Source organism: Streptomyces sp. NPDC060366, from assembly GCF_042725135.1.
Lineage (GTDB): Bacteria > Actinomycetota > Actinomycetes > Streptomycetales > Streptomycetaceae > Streptomyces.
This window is the reverse complement of sequence record NZ_JBHXDC010000001.1, coordinates 424,876-443,784: the sequence shown is the minus strand read 5'-3', so window position 1 is coordinate 443,784 and position 18,909 is coordinate 424,876. Positions and strand designations below refer to the sequence as shown.

The 18,909-nt window shown below is 71.3% G+C and carries 19 protein-coding genes; 14 read left to right on the top strand and 5 right to left on the bottom strand.

The features are described 5' to 3' along the window. Nucleotides 1-5 precede the first annotated feature (5 nt). Nucleotides 6-797, bottom strand: a complete 792-nt coding sequence (locus ACFWHU_RS01780) for an MBL fold metallo-hydrolase (RefSeq protein ID WP_385802122.1) — start codon at nucleotides 795-797, stop codon at nucleotides 6-8. Nucleotides 798-1,086: 289 nt separating this feature from the next. Here ACFWHU_RS01780 and ACFWHU_RS01775 point away from each other — a divergent pair, with 289 nt between their 5' ends. The 4 genes from ACFWHU_RS01775 (at nucleotide 1,087) to ACFWHU_RS01760 (ending at nucleotide 4,523) form a co-directional block, all read left to right on the top strand. Then, nucleotides 1,087-1,491, top strand: coding sequence for a hypothetical protein (locus ACFWHU_RS01775; RefSeq protein ID WP_385802124.1), 405 nt, complete (start codon nucleotides 1,087-1,089; stop codon nucleotides 1,489-1,491). A 140-nt stretch (nucleotides 1,492-1,631) separates the two neighbouring features. After that, complete coding sequence (locus ACFWHU_RS01770) at nucleotides 1,632-3,758, top strand: phage holin family protein (protein WP_385802126.1); 2,127 nt, start codon at nucleotides 1,632-1,634, stop codon at nucleotides 3,756-3,758. 142 nt (nucleotides 3,759-3,900) lie between these two features. Next, nucleotides 3,901-4,272: a hypothetical protein gene (locus tag ACFWHU_RS01765; RefSeq protein ID WP_387223178.1), complete on the top strand. Its 372-nt coding sequence runs from the start codon at nucleotides 3,901-3,903 to the stop codon at nucleotides 4,270-4,272. Nucleotides 4,273-4,349: 77 nt separating this feature from the next. Next, a complete protein-coding gene (locus ACFWHU_RS01760; protein ID WP_387223176.1) occupies nucleotides 4,350-4,523 on the top strand; it encodes a hypothetical protein in 174 nt (57 codons plus the stop codon). Between the two features lie 59 nt (nucleotides 4,524-4,582). Here the strand turns inward: ACFWHU_RS01760 and ACFWHU_RS01755 are convergent, their stop codons facing one another. Continuing rightward, nucleotides 4,583-5,410, bottom strand: a complete 828-nt coding sequence (locus ACFWHU_RS01755) for a helix-turn-helix domain-containing protein (RefSeq protein WP_387223174.1) — start codon at nucleotides 5,408-5,410, stop codon at nucleotides 4,583-4,585. Nucleotides 5,411-5,614: 204 nt separating this feature from the next. On the opposite strand from ACFWHU_RS01755, the gene ACFWHU_RS01750 reads away from it, so the two are divergent. The 4 genes from ACFWHU_RS01750 to ACFWHU_RS01735 all read left to right on the top strand — a co-directional run bounded on the left by ACFWHU_RS01750 (nucleotide 5,615) and on the right by ACFWHU_RS01735 (nucleotide 9,055). Beyond that, entirely contained in the window at nucleotides 5,615-7,459 is a 1,845-nt protein-coding gene (locus tag ACFWHU_RS01750; protein WP_387223171.1) for a transketolase, read from the top strand. Nucleotides 7,460-7,530: 71 nt separating this feature from the next. Beyond that, the gene (locus ACFWHU_RS01745; protein WP_385802136.1) at nucleotides 7,531-8,064 is read left to right on the top strand and encodes a type 1 glutamine amidotransferase domain-containing protein; all 534 of its coding nucleotides are present in this window, start codon (nucleotides 7,531-7,533) and stop codon (nucleotides 8,062-8,064) included. A 124-nt stretch (nucleotides 8,065-8,188) separates the two neighbouring features. After that, complete coding sequence (locus tag ACFWHU_RS01740) at nucleotides 8,189-8,461, top strand: DUF5133 domain-containing protein (RefSeq protein ID WP_385802138.1); 273 nt, start codon at nucleotides 8,189-8,191, stop codon at nucleotides 8,459-8,461. A gap of 48 nt (nucleotides 8,462-8,509) precedes the next feature. Then, nucleotides 8,510-9,055 carry a bacterioferritin gene (locus tag ACFWHU_RS01735; RefSeq protein ID WP_385802140.1) on the top strand — a complete coding sequence of 182 codons (546 nt, stop codon included), beginning with the start codon at nucleotides 8,510-8,512 and terminating at the stop codon, nucleotides 9,053-9,055. Between the two features lie 137 nt (nucleotides 9,056-9,192). Here the strand turns inward: ACFWHU_RS01735 and ACFWHU_RS01730 are convergent, their stop codons facing one another. Beyond that, entirely contained in the window at nucleotides 9,193-9,807 is a 615-nt protein-coding gene (locus ACFWHU_RS01730; protein ID WP_385802142.1) for an LAETG motif-containing sortase-dependent surface protein, read from the bottom strand. Nucleotides 9,808-10,144: 337 nt separating this feature from the next. On the opposite strand from ACFWHU_RS01730, the gene ACFWHU_RS01725 reads away from it, so the two are divergent. From ACFWHU_RS01725 to ACFWHU_RS01700, 6 genes are read left to right on the top strand one after another with little or no spacing between them, the layout of a single operon-like run. Continuing rightward, the gene (locus ACFWHU_RS01725; protein WP_385802143.1) at nucleotides 10,145-11,542 is read left to right on the top strand and encodes a PQQ-dependent sugar dehydrogenase; all 1,398 of its coding nucleotides are present in this window, start codon (nucleotides 10,145-10,147) and stop codon (nucleotides 11,540-11,542) included. After that, the gene (locus ACFWHU_RS01720) at nucleotides 11,532-12,485 is read left to right on the top strand and encodes a LamG-like jellyroll fold domain-containing protein (protein ID WP_385802145.1); all 954 of its coding nucleotides are present in this window, start codon (nucleotides 11,532-11,534) and stop codon (nucleotides 12,483-12,485) included. Before ACFWHU_RS01725 ends, ACFWHU_RS01720 begins: the two co-directional genes overlap by 11 nt. Before the next feature lie 40 nt (nucleotides 12,486-12,525). Beyond that, the gene (locus ACFWHU_RS01715; RefSeq protein WP_387223166.1) at nucleotides 12,526-13,854 is read left to right on the top strand and encodes an NAD(P)/FAD-dependent oxidoreductase; all 1,329 of its coding nucleotides are present in this window, start codon (nucleotides 12,526-12,528) and stop codon (nucleotides 13,852-13,854) included. A gap of 3 nt (nucleotides 13,855-13,857) precedes the next feature. After that, nucleotides 13,858-14,160 carry a 4a-hydroxytetrahydrobiopterin dehydratase gene (locus ACFWHU_RS01710; RefSeq protein ID WP_385802149.1) on the top strand — a complete coding sequence of 101 codons (303 nt, stop codon included), beginning with the start codon at nucleotides 13,858-13,860 and terminating at the stop codon, nucleotides 14,158-14,160. Between the two features lie 45 nt (nucleotides 14,161-14,205). After that, nucleotides 14,206-15,168, top strand: coding sequence for an AraC family transcriptional regulator (locus tag ACFWHU_RS01705; RefSeq protein ID WP_385802151.1), 963 nt, complete (start codon nucleotides 14,206-14,208; stop codon nucleotides 15,166-15,168). A 57-nt stretch (nucleotides 15,169-15,225) separates the two neighbouring features. Then, the gene (locus ACFWHU_RS01700) at nucleotides 15,226-15,888 is read left to right on the top strand and encodes a hypothetical protein (protein ID WP_387223162.1); all 663 of its coding nucleotides are present in this window, start codon (nucleotides 15,226-15,228) and stop codon (nucleotides 15,886-15,888) included. A 67-nt stretch (nucleotides 15,889-15,955) separates the two neighbouring features. Here ACFWHU_RS01700 and ACFWHU_RS01695 read toward each other — a convergent pair whose 3' ends face one another. Both ACFWHU_RS01695 and ACFWHU_RS01690 read right to left on the bottom strand, forming a co-directional pair. After that, complete coding sequence (locus ACFWHU_RS01695) at nucleotides 15,956-16,795, bottom strand: aldo/keto reductase (RefSeq protein ID WP_385804024.1); 840 nt, start codon at nucleotides 16,793-16,795, stop codon at nucleotides 15,956-15,958. A gap of 113 nt (nucleotides 16,796-16,908) precedes the next feature. Then, nucleotides 16,909-18,708 carry an AMP-dependent synthetase/ligase gene (locus tag ACFWHU_RS01690; protein ID WP_385804027.1) on the bottom strand — a complete coding sequence of 600 codons (1,800 nt, stop codon included), beginning with the start codon at nucleotides 18,706-18,708 and terminating at the stop codon, nucleotides 16,909-16,911. Nucleotides 18,709-18,909 lie beyond the last annotated feature (201 nt).

Here is an 18,909-nt window from a genome sequence, read left to right as displayed (position 1 = left end):
GTCGATCACAGGGTGGCTCCCGGCCGCACACTCTCGCCGTGCTGAAGCCGGTGCACGGCGACTCCGGGCGCGCGCCGGGCCGCCAGGCGGACGAACTCGTCGCCCGGCGAATGGAATTCGTGCGGTCTGACCCCGTCCATGCCGATCGGCCAGAACGTGCCGTAGTGCACCGGCACCGCGGCGCCGGGGGCGAGGCGGGTCAGCGCCTCGGCCGCCCGGTCGGCGTTCAGATGACCGTGGCCCAGATGCGGCCCCCAGCCGCCCACCGGCAGCAACGCCACGTCGACCGTGCCCACTGCGTCCGCCATCTCGTCGAAGAGTCCGGTGTCGCCCGCGAAGTACGTCCGGCACTCACCGGTGATCACATAGCCGAGCGCGGGGGAGCGCTGCGGCCCCACCGGCAGCCGCCGCCCGTCGTGGTACGCGGGCACCGCCCGTACCCACAGCGGCCCGATCTCCACCTCGTCGCCCGCCTCGACCTCGGTGATCCGCAGACCGCCCGTCCGTCTGACGGCGTCCAGCCGCCGCAGTCCGGGAACCGCCCGCCGCGCGCCGCGCGGCACGATCAGCCGGGTGCCCGGCGCGAGCTTCGCAAGCGACGGCAGATGCAGATGGTCGGAGTGCAGGTGCGAGACCAGCACGGCGTCGGCCACGGCGGCCTCCGGCGGCGGCACGTCACCGCGCCGACGGCGCAGATGCGCCAGCCGGCGTGCGAAGAGGGGGTCCGTCAGCACCCGGACGCCGGAGTCCTCGACGGTGCAGGTGGCGTGACCCCACCAGGTGATGACATTTCCCAAAGCGGGACCTCAGCTCCGTCCGTATCAGGCCTTCAGCGTACGGCGGCCGGGCGGCGGCCGGGCGTGGGACGGGCAGGAGGCGGCTCGCGACCCCCGACCCCGCGCCCCTGACCTGCGCGCCTGACCCCGCACGCCCGAGGGCGTGCGCCCATGGCACATCCATGCGCCCACCCGTGCCCGGTACGCGCCTCCTTAAGCAGGCCCGATCGGAGTAGGGTCGTCGAACACCGGGGGACAGGGGGCGGCTTCGGGGGAGCGGTCGGGTGCAGCTGAGCGGGGGGCCGGAAACATGGGCGATTTACGAGTGGCGGCGATAGCCAGCCTCACCCCGCTCGAAGAACTCGACCGCGAGCCGTTCCTGGTGGACATCCGCGGCCAGCAGGCGATGTGCGCCCGCTGGGCCGCCGACAAGGGATACGTCGTCACACGGCAGCTGCTCCTCTACAGGATGCGCTCCGACCACTACGGGCTCTGGGTCGACGTCGACGCCGGTCTGGTGGACGCGTTCGTCGTCCCCAACGAGCGGGTGCTCGACCGGGCGTTGGCCTCCGTCCCGGCCTTCTACGCCGAGTGCGAGCGTCGCGGCGTCCCCGTGGAGACCGTGGGGACGGACGAACCTCTGTACGACGCGACGTCCAAGGCCAAGGTCCACCGCAGGCTCTCCATGCCCACCGCCGGGTACGACGGCTGCTGAACACTCCGTCGCCCGCCCTTCGGTCCACGCCCCTTGCCGGCCCCCGCCCCTTAAAGAGGACCGGCCCCGCCGCGCGCTGTGTCAGGCTGTGGAGCAGGCCCGTGGACGTGTGCGGGCCCTGGACGTGAGGTGAAGACGCGGTGTTCAAGGGGCGATGGCGGACGGCCGGCAGGGCCCTGGTGCGGGTGGTCGTCGTATGGGCGGTCTCCACCCTGACCATGCTGGCGCTCGCCGGCATCCTGCCCGACTTCCAGCTCCAGGGCGCCGACGACAGCCTCACCAGGACCGCGCTCACCGCTGCCTGGGGAGCGGGCGCCTTCGGCCTGCTCAGCGCGCTCGTCTGGCCCTTCCTGGTCCGCGCCCTGCTGCTCGTCCCCGCCCTCGTGCTCGGCCTGCTGGTCTTCTTCCTCAACGGCTCCCTGCTGCTTGTCGCGCTCAAATCCACCCCCGACGGCGGGGGCGCCGCCAACCCCGAGAACGCGATCGTGGTCGCCGCCGTCATGTCCGCCGTCGCGTCGGCCACCTCCACCGCCCTCGCCGTACGCGACGACAACGCCTACCGCCGCAGGCTCTCGCGCCTCGCCGAACGCCGTAGGCGCCGCAGCGGTGAGGACAGCGCCCGGCGCGGCTACACGGCGTCGCCCGGCACGCTCTTCCTCCAGCTCGACGGCGTCGGACACCAGGTGCTGCTCGACGCCGTCGCCGACGGTCACATGCCCACCGTCGCCGGCTGGCTCGGCGAGCGCCCCACCCACCGGCTCACCCCCTGGCGCACCGACTGGTCCAGCCAGACCGGCGCCAGCCAGCTCGGCATCCTGCACGGCAGCAACCACGATGTCCCCGCTTTCCGCTGGTACGAGAAGGAGAGCGGGCGGATCATGGTCAGCAACCGGCCCGCGAGCGCCGCCGAACTCCAGCGCCGGGCCATCGAGCACACCCGCGACGCCGGGCTCCTCACCCTCGACGGCGCCAGCCGCGGCAACCTCTTCAGCGGCGGCGCCGACCAGCTCGCGCTCGTCCTGTCGATGGCCGCGCGGCGCGGCAGGGCGACCCGCTCACGCGCCGGCTACTTCGCCTACTTCACCGACCCGGCCAACGCCGTCCGTACGGCCGTCTCCTTCGTCGCCGAGGTCTGCCGCGAGATAGGCCAGTCGACGCGCGCTCGGATCCGCGGCGACCTGCCGAGGGTCGGCCGTGGCGGGCTCTACCCGTTCATCCGGGCCTTCGCGACCGTCGTCGAGCGGGACGTCGTGGTCGCGGCGGTGATAGGGGACATGCTGGCCGGGCGAGCCGCCGTCTACGCCGACCTCGTCGCGTACGACGAGGTCGCCCACCACTCGGGACCGCACAGCCGCGACGCCACCCGCGTCCTGGAGCGGCTGGACCGCTCGATCGCACTGCTGGCCAAGGTCGCCGACCACGCGCCGCGCTCGTACCGGCTCGTACTCCTCTCCGACCACGGCCAGAGCCCCGGCGAGACCTTCCTCGGCGGGTACGGGCTCACGCTCCGGGATCTCGTACGGGCCGGCTGCGGACTGCCCGTGCCGCGCCGCGCGGTGCGCACCAAGAGCGGCGCCGAGGCGCGCGACGCGGCCCGTGACGCCGTGCGGACAGCGCTCCACCGCCCCGTCGAGGAGGGCGAGGAGGGAGACGAGAAGCGGTCGGCGCGCGGCTCCGACCCGATAGTGCTCGCCTCCGGGAATCTGGGGCTGATCTCCTTCCCGGACGTCCCGGAGCGGATGAGCCGCGAACAGATCGACGAACGTCACCCCGCGCTGCTGCGGACCCTCGCCAACCATCCGGGCATCGGCTTCCTCCTCGTACGGAGCGAGGCGAACGGCTCCGTCGTGCTCGGCCCCGCCGGGGCGGAGATCCCGGTCGCCAAGCTGGACGACACGGGGCTGCTCGCCACGATGGGTCCGGGCGCCGCCGACGCGGTCCGGCGCACCGACACCTTCCCCCATGTCGCGGACATCATGGTCAACTCGATGTACGACCCGGCGACGGGCCGGGTGCACGCGTTCGAGGAGCAGATCGGCTCCCACGGAGGACTCGGCGGCGAGCAGTCGAACGCCTTCCTGCTGTCGCCGCTGACCCTGCCGCCGCCCGTGCCGGGCGGTGGCGAGCTGGTGGGCGCGGAACAGGTCCACACGGTGCTGAAGCGCTGGCTGTACGACGGTCTGGGACCGCAGGTCCCCCTCGGTCTGACGCCGGCCACGGCGGCCGTGCCCCGGGAGGAGACGGAGCCGAGCCCCGAGGGGACCTGAGCCCCGGGGCCCGCTCCCGGCGCCCGAAAGGGCCCTGCCCGGGTCGGCGTAACCCGCGTCCGCCAGGAGAGCGGTTCTCGCCCTTCCGGCGCGCACGGCGGCGTCCACGGGCACAGGATGCACGATCAGGAGGTCGTGCCGAGTGAACAGCGCCCTGGAACCGCGCAGCCCCCGGCCCGCCAGCGCGGGCCGTCCCCCCGCCCGCGCCGTCGTGCTGCTGCTGGCGCTGCTCGCCCTCCTTGGGATGTCGCTCGACCCGTGCGCGTCGGCCGCGCGCGGCGCGGAACCCCGGCCGGCCGCCTCGACGCCGCCCGAGCCGGCGGGGGAGGGGCACCACGACACGGCGATGGCGACGCAGACCGCGTCGGCCAGGACCGGGCGCGGGGCGGCGGGCCCACGCGCCGAAAAGGACAGCCGGCCGTCGCGGCCTCCGTACGGAGGGGCCGCCGTCGCCTCGTCGAGGAGCGGGCCGGTCGCGGCGCCGCCCGTCCGCCGTGTGGTGCTGCGCTGCTGAGAGGTCCGGCACGCCCGCGTGCTTGTCGACCCCATTCAGCAGCCGGTCAACCCCCATCGCACCGCGAGGACACAGCCATGCCCATCGACCCCTTCGCCGTACTCAACGCCCTGCTGCGCGCCGAGGCGGCGCGCTCCGCCGAGCACGAGACCAAGTCGCCGACGACCACCCCCGCCGCGCCCCCGGCCATCCCCGACAGCGACCTGCCCACCGAGCCGCGCCCACGCCGGGAGGGACACGGCAGGTCTTAGCGACTCGGCCGTTCCCGGCGCCGGAACCGCTCCGGTGCCGGGGGCCGGGCGCGACGTGATCAGCCCAGTGCCGACATCAGGTACTTCGCCGTCGCGGGATCGGCCGGCAGGAACGTCTCGATCGCCAGCTCGGCGACCGTCACGTCCATCGGTGTGTTGAACGTGGAGATGGACGACAGGAAGGTCAGCACCTGCCCGCCGTGCTCGATGCGCAGCGGCAGCGCGAAGGTCCCCAGCGCGAACGCCGCCGCGTCCTCGGCGTCCTCGCCCCCTTCCGGCCCGTCGTCGACTCCCTCGGGCGGCGGATACGCGGCGACCTCCTCGTACAGCGCGCGCAGCTCCTCGGAGCGGGCGAGCGCGATCTGCCGCTCCATCTGGTGCAGCAGATGGAGTCGCCACTGCCGGAAATTGCGGATGCGCGGCGCGGCGCCCTCCGGATGCAGGATGACCCGCATCGCGTTCACCGGCGGCACCAGCAGATGCTCGGGCACGCCTTCCATGAGCAGGGCGAGGCCCCGATTGGCCGCCACCAGTGTGTACGTTCCGTCCACGACGAGGGCCGGATACGGCTCGTACCCCCGCAGCAGCCGCTCCAGCCCCTCCCGCACCACCGCCATCGACGGGTCGTCGATCGCGGTCTCGGTGAACCGCGGCGCGTAACCGGCCGCCAGCAGCAGGGTGTTGCGCTCCCGCACCGGTACGTCCAGATGTTCCGACAGCCGCAGGACCATCGCCTCGCTCGGCCGGGACCTGCCCGTCTCGACGAAGCTGATGTGACGGGCGGACGAGTCGGCGCGCAGGGCCAGCTCGAGCTGGCTGATCCGGCGCTGTTCACGCCAGCCTCTGAGGAGCGGACCGACCTCGGTAACCGACGCGCGAGATGTCATACGTGGACGGTAGCCGGGTCCGGGACGGCGCCCGCCCCGGACCCGGTGTTCTGCGGGCTCCTCCCAGGTGGGGCAATCTGGTTGTCAAGGGGCGAAACCTGGCGTGACTCCCGTTTGCCGTCGCTGTCCCCGGGCACGCGGGCAGCCGGGAAGTCCACGGTCCGCCCGTCCGGCCGCACCCGGTCGCATCCGGTGAGGAGTGACATGCGTAGCGAACTACTGACAGAACTGGCGCAGCAGCTCAGGGTGGACTCGGTCCGGGCCGCCGACATGGCGGGTTCCGGACATCCGACCTCGTCGATGTCCGCGGCCGACCTCGCCGCCGTACTGCTGGCCAATCACCTCACGTACGACTTCGACCGGCCCGACCATCCGGGGAACGACCGGCTGATCTTCTCCAAGGGGCACGCTTCGCCCCTGCTCTACTCCATGTATCTCGCTGCCGGTGCCGTGGACGAGTCGGAGTTCCGCACCTACCGCCGGCAGGGCAGCCGGCTCGAAGGCCACCCCACGCCCCGCCTCCCCTGGGTGGACGTGGCGACCGGCTCGCTCGGGCAGGGCCTGCCGGTGGGCGTCGGCATGGCGCTCGCCGGGCAGCGGCTGGGCAAGGTCCCGTACCGGGTCTGGGTCCTCTGCGGTGACAGCGAGATGGCCGAGGGCTCGATCTGGGAGGCCGCCGAGCACGCCGGATACCAGCATCTCGACTCGCTGACGATGATCCTCGACGTGAACCGGCTCGGCCAGCGCGGCCCCACCCGCCACGAGCACGACCTCGGCGCTTACACCCGCAGGCTGCACGCCTTCGGCTGGCACACCATCGAGGTCGACGGCCATGACATCGACGCGATCGACGCCGCCTGCAACGAGGCCCGCTCGACCGTCGGGGAGCCGACGGCGATCATCGCCGCCACCAGGAAGGGCCGGGGAGTCGCCGCCGTCGAGGACAAGGAGGGCATGCACGGCAAGCCCCTGCCGGACGCGGCGAGCGCCATCGAGGAACTGGGCGGCCGGCGGAATCTGCGGGTCGAGGTGCGCAAGCCCGACCCGGCGGCCACCGACCCCCGTACCGAGGTCGGCCATCTGAACCTGCCGCGCTTCGACGTGGGCGACGAGATCGCCACCCGTGACGCGTACGGCCAGGCCCTGACGGCCCTCGGCTCCGCGCGCGGCGACATCGTGGCGCTCGACGGCGAGGTCGGTGACTCGACCCGTACCGAGTTCTTCTCGAAGGAGCACCCCGAGCGGTACTTCGAGCTCTACATCGCCGAGCAGCAGCTGGTGGCCGCCGCCGTCGGCATGCAGGCGTGCGGACAGATCCCGTACGCCTCCACCTTCGCGGCCTTCCTCACCCGTGCGCACGACTTCCTGCGGATGGCCACGGTCAGCCGGGCGTCGATCAGCGTCGTCGGCTCGCACTCGGGGGTCTCCATCGGCCAGGACGGTCCCTCCCAGATGGGCCTCGAAGACCTCGCCATGTTCCGTGCCCTGCACGGCAGTACGGTGCTCCAGCCGTGCGACGCGAACCAGACGACCCGGCTCGTCGCCGCGATGGCCGAACTGGAGGGCGTCTGCTATCTGCGCACGCTGCGCGGGAAGACACCGGTCGTCTACGGCCCCGACGAGCAGTTCCCGGTCGGCGGCAGCAAGGTGCTCCGGCACTCCATCGACGACCGGATGACGCTCGTCGGCTCCGGGATCACCGTCCACGAGTGCCTCAAGGCGGCCGACCTGCTGGCCGCCGAGGGCATCACGGTGCGGGTCGTCGACATGTACTCGATCAAACCGGCCGACGAGGTCACCCTCCAGGCCGCCGCGGCCGACACCGGCTGTCTGATCACGGTGGAGGACCACCACCCGCAGGGCGGCCTCGGCGACGCCGTGGCGGAGGTGTTCTCCGACGGCAGGCCGGCGCCCCGGCTGGTGCGGCTCGGTGTGCGGAACATGCCGGGTTCCGCGACCCCCGCCGAGCAGTTGCGCGGCGCGGGCATCGACGCCGACTCGATCGCCGCCGCCGTGAAGCTGCTGACGGGCACGGCCGTGGTGCGCTGACGGAGATCGCGGAAGCACCGACCGAGACCGCGGAAAGCGCCGGCCAGACAGCACAGGAGGAGTGAGCACTCATGCGCGTCGCGTTTCTGATGGCACCCGAGGGCATCGAGCAGGTCGAGCTGACGGAGCCCTGGCAGACGGTGGTCGACGCCGGTGGTGAGCCCGTCCTCATCTCGACCCGGGCGGGCGAGGTGCAGGCCTTCAACCACCTGGACAAGGCCGACACCTTCCCCGTGGACGCGACGGTGGCCGACAGCTCGGTCGACGGTTTCGACGGACTCGTCCTGCCCGGCGGCGTGGCCAACCCGGACGCGCTGCGGACGGACGAGGGGGCGGTCGCCTTCGTGAAGGGGTTCTTCGACGCGGGCAAGCCGGTGGCGGCCATCTGCCACGCCCCCTGGACGCTGGTGGAGGCCGGCGTGGTGCGCGGCAGGACCCTGACCTCCTGGCCGAGTCTGCGGACGGACATCCGCAACGCGGGCGGTACCTGGGTGGACGAGCAGGTGCAGATCTGCACCGACGGGCCGAACACTCTCGTCACCAGCCGCAGGCCCGACGATCTGAAGGCGTTCGACTCCGTCTTCCTCGACGTCTTCGACGTCTGAGAATTCATCACGGAATGCGCCCGTTTGCGTACACCGTGCGATCGGCGCAGTGTGGATGAGCCGGACAACGTCTGTCGGGCGTCCGCCCGGGCAGCCGGGCCGACCTCGGAATCGGGAGACGAGCATGCTTCTGCCGGACAAGGCCCGGCTCGCCCAGCTTCTGCGCCGCTACCGGATCTGGGAGCAGCTGGTCCTCCAGGAGCCGCACAACTCGGTGCGCAGGCGACGGCTGGACGACGCCGCCTACACCCTGTGCGTGCTGATGGGACACCGCACCGCGCACGAGGCGATCCGTGCGGCGGAGTCGTATCTCGGCAGAAGCGACCGGGGTGTGCGGGCGCGCAAAGGGGCCCGGGCGCGCAGGGCGACCGAAATCTCCGGGGCCGGCGAATTCTGAGGCCCGGCCGACAACACCAGCAGCCGGAAAGAAAGGGTGTGAACGGGCATGGCCGAATTCCTCACCGACATCCAGACGATTCGCGAACGCGCGCGCAAGGAGATCGGGAAAGGCCCGGTGACCGATGCCTACGGGGCGGATGTCGGCCGTGTCATCCAGGTCCTGAACGAGGCGCTGGCCACCGAGATCGTCTGCACCCTGCGCTACAAGAGGCATTACTACACGGCGACGGGGCTGTACGCGGAGCCGGTCGCGGCGGAATTCCTGGAGCACGCGGGGGAGGAGCAGCAGCACGCCGACAGGCTGGCCGAGCGGATCGTGCAACTCGGTGGCGAGCCCGACTTCAACCCGGAGACGCTGACCAGGCGCTCGCACGCGGAGTACGACGCGAGCCTGGACCTGATCGAGATGATCAAGGAGGACCTGGTCGCCGAGCGGGTCGCCATCGCGGCGTACACGGAGATCGCGCAGTGGCTCGGGACCGGTGACCCCACCACACGCCGCATCTTCGAGGATCTCCTCGCGCAGGAGGAGGAGCACGCGGACGACCTTCGGGGACTGCTGGAGCGACTGCCCGGCAGCGCCAAGTCCTGACCGGAGGGCGCGCCGCCGTGACGACACCGCCGCCGGCCGACGGGCACTCAAGTGCCCGCCGGCCGACGGCGGTTCCGCGTCCGTCGGCGGTGGTACGGCCTTCGGTCGGCGGTCGTCGGCGGTGGTCGCGCGGTGGGTCAGTGACCCACGGTGCGGCGCTTGCGCGCGGCCCACGTGATGCCCGCACCGGCGACGAGTATGACGGCCGCGGCGCCCGCGATCAGCGGGGTGGTGCTGGAGGAACCCGTCTCGGCGAGGTCGTCACCGGCGGGGCTCGGCTGCGACGACGGCACGGCTGCGGCAGTCGTCTTGCTCGGCTCCGGCTTCGGCTCCTCCGCGGGCGGCGTGGGCTCGTCCGGAGGCGTCGTCGACGGCTCGGGCTCGGGCTCGGTGCCTTCGCAGACCGGCGCGGTCTTGGTGTCGTTGAGCGAACCGTCGTTGCCCGAACCGTCCACCACCACGAGGTTGAGCTTCAGTTCCTTCGTGTGCTCGGGCAGTTCGATCTTCTTGTGGAACTCGCCACCGAACTTCTCGGTGGGCAGCAGCTCCTTGCCGTCGACGGTCAGGGTCACCGTGTTCTCGGCGCCGGCGGTGTAGTTGACGAGATCGACGCTCACCTCCGAGCAGGTCACGGCCCAGGCCGGGGTGTGCGCCACCGCCGGGCCGGCGAAGAGGCCGACGCCGAGCGCACCCGCCGCCGCGACCGTCACGAGCGCCCCGGGGCGTCGCCACGATCTGTTGAATACAGTCACTGAAATCCTCCGCGGGAACTGCGCCGGCCGGGATGGCGGCGCGCGCGCACAGTACCGCCATTCGGGACCCACTTCGCACGCGCCCCTGCCGACTTGACCGTCCCATGGGGCTGTTGTGCCCGAAATCGATGCCCACGCCACTTTGCTCGCTCCCGGCCCCTTGCCGCGCCCTTGTCTCGTTTGTAACTTGGCGCAGATGCTTCGTAGGAAGCGCTTTCTGCGCGGTCCGGGGTCACACTGTCCGGACCGCACCGTCCGAGCCGATGAGGTGAGCGGGATGCCCAAGCCCGGAACAACAGGCAGAAGTCGACTGGCCATTGCGGCGGGGGTGCTGCTGATGGCGCTTTTCGTGCCACCGGCCGTGGCGCGGGAGGACGGGCCGGTCGCCGATCCGCTGCCCGACCCGACGCTCTCCGAAATTGGCCTGGTTCTTGACGAGTTCTCGACCCTCCCCAAGTCCGAACCGGTACCGCCACCGACCGACGACCGGCTGAAGCGCTGGGCCCGGATCAACTTCGTCGGTGAAGTCCCGGACAGCTCGGGCCGGTTGTACGTCCCCGACCTCAACGGCAAGCTGCATCTGCTGGACGACGCGGGCACACCCACCGAGTACCTGGACGTCGGCGCCGCCTTCGGCCCCGACTTCTGGTCCCACCAGGGGCTCGGCAGCGGCTTCGGATTCGTCGCCTTCCACCCGGAGTTCGCGGACAACGGCAAGTTCTACACCGTCCACACCGAGGCCAGGGACGCGCTCAAGAAGCGTCCTGACCTGCCCTCCGGCGGAGTCACGGTCGTCCACAGCGTGGTCACGGAGTGGACGGCCGACGACCCGGCCGCCACGACCTTCGACGGCTCGCGCCGCGAGGTGATGCGGCTCGGCTTCCAGAGCACGATCCACGACATCCAGGAGATCAACTTCAACCCCAACGCCCGCCCCGGCGACGAGGATTACGGGCTGCTCTACATCGCGGCCGGCGACGGGGGAGCGGGCTGGCGCAGTTCCGTACCGCAGGATCTGTACGTACCGCAGGGCAAGATCCTGCGCATCGACCCGAGCGGCCACAACGGCCCCGGCGGCAAGTACGGCATCCCGCCGTCCAACCCCTTCACACACCGGCAGTACGTGCTCGGCGAGATCTACGCGTACGGCTTCCGGGACCCGCACCGCTTCAGCTGGGACTCCGCGGGCAGCGGACAGATGTTCGTCGGGAACATCGGGGAGCACCGCATCGAGTCCGTCTACGACGTCAGGGCCGGTGACAACCTCGGCTGGAGCGACCGCGAGGGGCCCTTCGAGTACCGCAAGGAGGGGAACCCGACCTGTGGCGTCTACCAACTCCCCGACAACGACGAGCAGTACGGCTACACCTATCCGGTCGCGGCCTTCGACCACGTGCCGCCGCCGGCCACACCGTGCGCCGACAGCGGCAACGCGCTGATCGGCGGCTTCGTCTACCGAGGCGCGGAAATCCCGGAGTTGCGCGGCAAGTACGTCTACGGCGAGGGCGTCGGCGGCCGGATCTTCTACTCCGAGGTGGCGGACATGCGCCGTGGCGGGCCGCTCGCCGAGGTGCACCAGTTCAAGGTCATCGACGCGGCGGGCGCGACGACCTCGATGGCGGAACTGGCCGGGGACGACCGGGTCGACCTCCGGTTCGGCACGGACCGCGCCGGTGAGCTGTACGTGCTCGCCAAGGCCAACGGGAAGATCTGGAAGGTGACCGATGCGCGCTGACACACCGGGACGCGGCCGACTCGCCCTGGCACTCGCCTCCGCCGCGACCCTCCTGGTCACGGGGTTCGTTCCGGCGGGCGGGCCCGCGGACCGGGCGTCGGTCGGGCCCGCGCACACGCCGCGTCCGGTCGCCGCGTACGACTTCGAGCACCCCGTCCCCGGTGACCCGGCCCGCGAGCGGGACCGGGGCAGGTCGGGCACCGCGCTCGAACTCGTCAACGGCGGCGCGCAGTCACGGGTGAGGGACGACGAGCGGCCCGGCCGGGTCCTGCGTACCCGACAGGTCTCGCCCGGGACCGCCGGCACCGACGACTGGAAGGCGGGCGTGTACGGCCCGCAGGGGGTGCCGACCCTCGGCGCCTTCAACGGCGTGCGCGAGACCACCGTCATGGGCTGGTTCAGGATGACCGCCGACAATCCCTCGCCGAACTCCAACACCGCCGATCCGGACGACCGTTACAACGCGATCGGCCTCGCCGGGATCCTCTCCGGCACCTCGCAGGGCCACGATGTGCGAGCCCTGCTCGAACTCATCACGGTCAACGGGGAGATGAAGGTCGTCGCGCTCGGCCGCCGGCTGGACAACGGGAGTTCACAGACGTTCGCGGCCGACGCCGACTGGCGGCAGATCCTGCCGCCCGACACCTGGGTGTCACTCGCCGCGACGTTCGACTTCGACAACGGCACGATGGCGCTGTACCGCGACGGCCGCCCGCTGCCCGGCCGGCACGTCGTGGCCGGTGACCCGTGGGCGGTGGACGGGCCACCGGAACCCGACGCCGCGTCGCCCACCGATCCGCGCGGAATCAAGATCGGCGGCAGCTATCCGCAGAACACCCAGGAGGGCAATCCCTGCGACTGCCGGATGGACGACCTGATGTTCTTCGACCGGGCGCTCACGCCCGCCGAGATCATGTCGCAGTACCGGCGCACGCGAGGATAATGGGGCGGACGGGGCAGACAGCCACAGTTCGGAGCCGAACGTGAGCCGTACAAGCCGTCCGCGCGTCGTCGTCGTGGGAGCCGGATTCGCCGGATTCGAGGCCGCCCGTACGCTCTGCCGGAGCGTACGGGACAAGGCCGAGGTCGTCCTGCTCAACCCGACCGACTACTTCCTCTACCTACCGCTCCTGCCCCAGGTGGCCGCCGGGATCCTGGAGCCACGCCGGGTGACCGTCTCCCTGCACGGGGCGCTGCCGCGGGTACGCGTCGTACTGGGCGAGGCGGACCACGTCGACCTGGCGAAACGGCTCGTGCGGTACACCGGCCCCGAGGGCGAAACCGGCGAGCTTACCTACGACCGGCTGGTCCTCGCCGTCGGCAGCGTCAACAAACTGCTGCCGATCCCCGGCGTCACCGAGAACGCGCACGGCTTCCGGGGCCTGCCCGAGGCCCTGTACCTGCGCGACCACGTCACCCGCCAGATAGAACTCGCCGCGGCCGACGACAGCGCCGTGAGCAGGGCGCGCACCACCTTCGTGGTGGTCGGCGCGGGCTACACCGGCACCGAGGTCGCCGCCCAGGGCAAGCTCTACACCGACGCCCTGGTCCGCAAACAGCCCGGCAGCAAGCACCGGCCCGCGCCGCGCTGGCTGCTCGTCGACATCGCGCCCAGGATCCTGCCGGAACTGGACCGCAGGCTCTCCGAAACCGCCCAGCGCGTACTGCGCGGACGCGGAGTGGACGTCCGCACCGGCACGTCCGTCACGGAGGCCACACCGAAGGGCGTCCAGCTCGACGACGGGGAGTTCGTCGAGACACGGACCCTCGTCTGGTGCGTCGGCGTCCGGCCCGACCCGCTGGTCAGCGAGGTCGGACTGCCCGTCGAACGCGGCAGGCTGCGGGTCGATCCGCGGCTCAACGTCCCCGGTCACCCGGAGGTCTTCGCGTGCGGCGACGCCGCCGCCGTACCCGACCTGACCAGACCGGGGGAGTACACCCCCATGACCGCGCAGCACGCGTCCCGCCAGGGCAGGGTGGCCGGCCACAACGTGGCCGCGTCCCTCGGTCACGGGGAGACGCGCACGTACGCGCACCACGATCTCGGCTTCCTCGTCGATCTCGGCGGGGTCAAGGCCGCCGCCAACCCGCTCGGGGTGCCGCTCTCCGGCCCGCTCGCCGGAGCCGTCACCCGCGGTTACCATCTGGCGGCCATGCCGGGGAACCGGGTCCGCGTCGCGGCGGACTGGATACTGGACGCGGTGCTGCCCCGGCAGGGCGTACAGCTCGGGCTCGTACGCTCCTACACCGTGCCGCTCGACACCGCGTCTCCCGAACTGGCGAGGGTCCCCGGCGGACCTCGTAAGGAGTGACCCATGGCGAAGAACTCGCTGACGTCCCAGGAGATCGAGGACCGGCTCGCGGCGCTGCCCGAGTGGTCCGTCGAGGACGGGAAGATCGCCCGTAGCTACCGGCTCGCCGACCACTTCGCGGCGGCGGCGATGGTCGTGCACGTCGCACGCATCCAGGAGGAGCTGAACCACCACTCCGATCTCACCCTCGGCTACAACACCGTCGACCTGGCCGTGAACTCGCACGACGTGGGCGGGATCACCGACCGCGACTTCGATCTGGCGGCACGGGTCGAGGAGATCGCACCCGTGCACGGGGCGGGCTGAGGCAGGTCTCCGGCCGTCCACGGCGGCGCGTTTAGTCTGGCCGGTATGGACGCACTCGCCGGACTTCTCGACGGACCCCGCGCCCGAGGGGCCTTCCTGTTGCGCATGGTGATGGAACCGCCGTGGTCCGTACGGATCGAGGACCACGCCCCGCTCTGTCTGATGTGCGTCACGCGCGGCGAGGCATGGCTCGTCCACGACTCGGGCACGGAGCCCGTCGTACTGCGTCCCGGCGACATCGCGATCGTGCGGGGCCCGGAGGCGTACACCGTCACCGACGCTCCCGGCAGTGCGCCGCACGCCCTCATCGGTCCCGGCGGCACCTGCCACACCCTGCACGGCGAACCGCTCGCCCAGTCCATGAACCTCGGCGTACGGACCTGGGGCAACGCCCCCGACGGGTCGTCGACGATGCTCGTCGGCACCTACGGGATGGACGGCGAGGTCAGCCGGCGGCTACTCGACGCGCTGCCCGACGTGCTCCACCTGCCCGCCGACGCCTGGGACTGTCCGCTGCTGCCGGTCCTGGACGACGAGATCTCACGGGACGACCCCGGCCAGAGCGTCGTGCTCGACCGGGTGCTCGATCTGCTGCTGATCGCCGCGCTGCGCACGTGGTTCTCCCGCCCCGACGCGGCGGCGCCCGGCTGGTACCGGGCTATGGGCGACCCGGTGGTGGGCCAGGCGCTGCGGCTCCTCCAGAACGAGCCCGCCCAGCCCTGGACCGTCGCGTCGCTCGCCGCGAAGTGCGGGGTCTCCCGCGCGGCGCTGGCCCGCCGTTTCACCGCGCTGGTGGGCGAGTCCCCGATGGCGTATCTCGCCGACTGGCGGCTCTCGTTGGCGGCCGACCGGCTTCGGGAGACGGACGCCACGGTCGAGTCGATCGCCCGGCAGGTCGGCTACGGCGGCTCGTTCGCGCTGAGCGCGGCCTTCAAGCGGGTGCGGGGCATCAGCCCGCAGGAACACCGCACGGGGAAACCGGAGTTGGCGACCGGGGGAAAGCCCTAGGGACGTCCGGGTGCCGCCCCGAGTGACGTGACATCGGGCCGCTGGGAAGGTTCGAGCATGAACCTGACGAACATGAAGCGCCCGAGTACCAGTGTGCTGTTCGCGGCCGCGCCCGCGCTCTTTCTCGGCGGCTGGCTGCTGATGCGGCCGATCGACGGCCGGTCCGAACCGGGCGGCTGGTGGACGGCCGCGCACGCGGTGTGGCTCGCGGGATTCGTCCTCTTCGCCGCGATGAGCCTGCGCTTCCGTGAGATCACCGGGGCGCGGACCGCGGGGCAGCGGATCGCGCTGACCGCGAGTGTCGGGGTCGTCCTGCTCAGCGCTTTGGCGAACATGGTCCAACTGTCCATCGACCTTGTCGGCGGTTTCACGTCGGCGAACAGCGCCGAACTCAAGGACGCCTTCGCCGGGGTGAAGGACATTCCCGGCGCCGAGGCGATCGTCTACGGCATCGGGGCGCAGGTGATCTTCGTCGGGCTGGTCGTCTTCGCGATCCTGGCCGCGGTCGTACGGCGCGGTACGCCCGCGTCGGCCGCGCTGGTGACCGCCGGGACGGTGGTGATGGCGGTCGGCATGGGCTTCGGCCGCAACCACTGGAGCGTGCCCGCGGGCATGATCTGCCTTCTCGCGGGGCTGACGCTGCTGGGGCGTGAGGTGGGTGGGTACCGGGGGAGCGTGGCGCGCGGGTCGCGCCTGTCCTCGATCGCCGGACGGGCTTAGTGCTTTGTCCTCGATCGCCGGACGGGCCGCATTCGCGGCCCGTCCGGCGATCGAGGACAGCGGGGCCTCAGCCGTCGTACGTGTCCGGGTTGAAGCCCAGACGTGTTCCGGAGTCCAGCGCCGCGAGCGCCGCCAGGTCCTCCGCGTCCAGCTCGAAGCCGAACACCTCGAAGTTCTCGGTGATCCGCGACGGCGTCACGGACTTCGGGATCGCCACATTGCCCAGCTGAAGGTGCCAGCGAAGCACGATCTGCGCGGCCGTCCGCCCGTGCTTGCGGGCGATCGCCAGCACCGTCGGGACTTCGAGCAGCCCCTTGCCGGAGCCGAGCGGCGACCAGGCTTCCGTCACGATGCCGTGTTCGGCGTTGACGGCGCGGACCTCGGTCTGCTGGAACAGCGGGTGCAGCTCCACCTGGTTGACCGCGGGTACGACCGACGTCTCGTCCAGCAGCCGCCGCAGATGCGCGGGCTGGAAGTTGGACACGCCGATCGCCTTCGCCCTGCCGCTCCCGGCGATCTCCTCGAACGCGCGCCAGATGGTCAGGTAGTCGTCACGCACGGCGCGCGGCCAGTGGATCAGATACAGGTCGACGTGGTCGAGACCAAGCTTCGACAGGGACGTGTCGAACTCGCGCAGGACACCGTCCCGTGTCCAGGTCTCTTTCTTGCCGTTCCACAACTTGGTGGTGACGAAGAGGTCTTCGCGGGCGATCCCGGAGGCGCCGATCGCCTTGCCCGTGCCCTCTTCGTTCCCGTAGATCGCCGCCGTGTCGATGCTGCGGTAGCCGGCCTCCAGGGCCGTACTCACCGACCGCGTCGCCTCGTCGTCGGGCACCTGCCAGACACCGAACCCCAGTTGGGGCATTTCGACGCCGTTGTTGAGGGTGAGGGAGGGGACCTTACTCACGTGCGGTCGATCCTTACGTCGTCGGTTGATTCTCAGGGGCCCAACGAACGCGGGCGCGCCCGCATTCCCGTATTCCCACTCGTACGTCCGCACGAGTCCCACCCGCGCCCCGGTCAGCGGTAGAGCGCGTCCACCTCGACCGTGTACGCCGTCTCGATCGCCTTGCGCTTCAGCTTCAGCGACGGTGTCAGCAGCCCGTGCTCCTCGCTGAAGGGATGCGCCAGGATCCGGAACGTACGGATCGACTCGGCCTGCGACACCAGCGTGTTGGCCGCCACCACCGCGCGCCGGACCTCCAGTTCCAGATCCGGGTCGCGCACCAGGTCCACCGGGCCCAGTGGCGGCTTGCCCTGAATCGCGAGCCAGTGGTCCACGGCCTCCTGGTCGACGGTGACCAGCGCGGCGATGTACGGCCGGTCGTTGCCGACCACGATGCACTGCGCGACCAGCGGATGGGCCCGTACGCGCTCCTCCAGGCCGGCCGGCGACACGCTCTTGCCGCCCGACGTCACCAGGATCTCCTTCTTCCGCCCGGTGATGGTCAGATAGCCGTCCTCGTCGAGCGCGCCGAGGTCGCCCGTGGCGAGCCAGCCGTCCCGCAGGACGGCGTCGGTGGCCTTCGGGTCGTTCAGATAGCCCGCGAAGACGTGCTCGCCGTGCAGCCACACCTCGCCGTCCTTCGCGATGTGCACGGTGGTCCCGGGAATCGGCTGGCCGACGGTCCCGTACCGGGTGCGCTCCGGCGGGTTGGCCGTCGCCGCCGCGCTGGACTCCGTCAGGCCGTACCCCTCGAAGACCGTGACGCCGGCGCCCTCGAAGAAGAGGCCGAGCTGCCGGTCCATGCCCGAGCCGCCCGACATCGCGTGCCGCACCCGGCCGCCCATCGCGGCGCGGACCTTGGAGTACACGGCCTTCTCGAAGAACTGGTGCTGGATCCGCAGCCCCGCCGACGGGCCGGGGCCGCTCCCGAACGCCTTGTGCTCCATCGCCTCCGCGTGCCTCACCGCCACGTCCACGGCCTTGTCGAAGGGCCCCGTCCTCCCCTCACGCTCCGCCTTTCGGCGCGCCGCGTGGAAGATCTTCTCGAAGATGTACGGCACGGCCAGGATGAAGCTCGGCCGGAACGCGGCCAGATCCGGGAGCAGTTCGGCCGCCCGCATCACCGGCTGGTGGCCGAGCTTCACCCGGCCCCGGACCGCGGCGATCTCGACCATGCGGCCGAAGACGTGCGCGAGGGGCAGGAAGAGGAGCGTCGACGCCTCGTCACCGCGCTTGGAGTGGAAGACCGGCTCCCAGCGGGCGATCATCGTGTCCGTCTCGAACATGAAGTTCGCGTGCGTGATCACACAGCCCTTGGGGCGGCCGGTGGTGCCCGAGGTGTAGATGACCGTGGCCGTCGAGTCGGGTGTCACCGCCCGGCGGTGCCGGTGCACCACGTCGTCGTCGATGTCGACGCCGGCGGCGTTCAGTTCGGCGACCGCGCCGGCGTCGAGCTGCCACAGCCGCTTGAGGCGGGGGAGCCGGTCGATCACCGAGCCGACGGTCATCGCGTGGTCCTCGTGCTCGACCATGCAGGCCGACACCTCGGCGTCGTACAGCATCCAGAAGACCTGCTCGGCGGACGACGTCGGGTAGACCGGCACGGAGTGGGCGCCGACCGACCACAGCGCGAAGTCGAAGACCGTCCACTCGTACCGGGTGCGGCACATGATCGCGACGCGGTCCCCGAACCGGACGCCGTGTGCCAGCAGTCCCTTCGCCAGGGCCAGCACCTCGTCGCGGAACTCGGCCGAACTCACGTCCCGCCAGATGTCGTCGGGGCCTTTACGGCCGAGCGCGACGCGGTCGGGATCGTCCAGGGCGTGATCGAATACGACGTCCGCCAGCCCGCCCACATGGGGCGCAGACGCCATGGGTCGGACAGTGAACTCGCGCAATGACCTGCTCCTTGTGGCGCTCCGCACGGCGCCGTGACGGTACCCCAAGGGGAGGTCCGGCGGGAGGGAGCGGACGGAAGTGGTGTCTTGCCGTATCGCACCAGGTCAGAGGCGTGGGAGGAGTTCCGGGGGAAGGCGCCGGGACGGCTTCTGACCGTAGAGTAAGTGCGCTTGGCG

Coding starts and splice junctions, on each gene's coding strand:
- ACFWHU_RS01755 (WP_387223174.1), bottom strand. CDS start 5,410: ATGACATCTCGCGCGTCGGTTACCGAGGTCGGTCCGCTCCTCAGAGGC.
- ACFWHU_RS01700 (WP_387223162.1), top strand. CDS start 15,226: ATGAACCTGACGAACATGAAGCGCCCGAGTACCAGTGTGCTGTTCGCG.
- ACFWHU_RS01720 (WP_385802145.1), top strand. CDS start 11,532: ATGCGCGCTGACACACCGGGACGCGGCCGACTCGCCCTGGCACTCGCC.
- ACFWHU_RS01735 (WP_385802140.1), top strand. CDS start 8,510: ATGGCCGAATTCCTCACCGACATCCAGACGATTCGCGAACGCGCGCGC.
- ACFWHU_RS01750 (WP_387223171.1), top strand. CDS start 5,615: ATGCGTAGCGAACTACTGACAGAACTGGCGCAGCAGCTCAGGGTGGAC.
- ACFWHU_RS01740 (WP_385802138.1), top strand. CDS start 8,189: ATGCTTCTGCCGGACAAGGCCCGGCTCGCCCAGCTTCTGCGCCGCTAC.
- ACFWHU_RS01725 (WP_385802143.1), top strand. CDS start 10,145: ATGGCGCTTTTCGTGCCACCGGCCGTGGCGCGGGAGGACGGGCCGGTC.
- ACFWHU_RS01760 (WP_387223176.1), top strand. CDS start 4,350: ATGCCCATCGACCCCTTCGCCGTACTCAACGCCCTGCTGCGCGCCGAG.
- ACFWHU_RS01775 (WP_385802124.1), top strand. CDS start 1,087: ATGGGCGATTTACGAGTGGCGGCGATAGCCAGCCTCACCCCGCTCGAA.
- ACFWHU_RS01745 (WP_385802136.1), top strand. CDS start 7,531: ATGCGCGTCGCGTTTCTGATGGCACCCGAGGGCATCGAGCAGGTCGAG.
- ACFWHU_RS01705 (WP_385802151.1), top strand. CDS start 14,206: ATGGACGCACTCGCCGGACTTCTCGACGGACCCCGCGCCCGAGGGGCC.
- ACFWHU_RS01710 (WP_385802149.1), top strand. CDS start 13,858: ATGGCGAAGAACTCGCTGACGTCCCAGGAGATCGAGGACCGGCTCGCG.
- ACFWHU_RS01690 (WP_385804027.1), bottom strand. CDS start 18,708: ATGGCGTCTGCGCCCCATGTGGGCGGGCTGGCGGACGTCGTATTCGAT.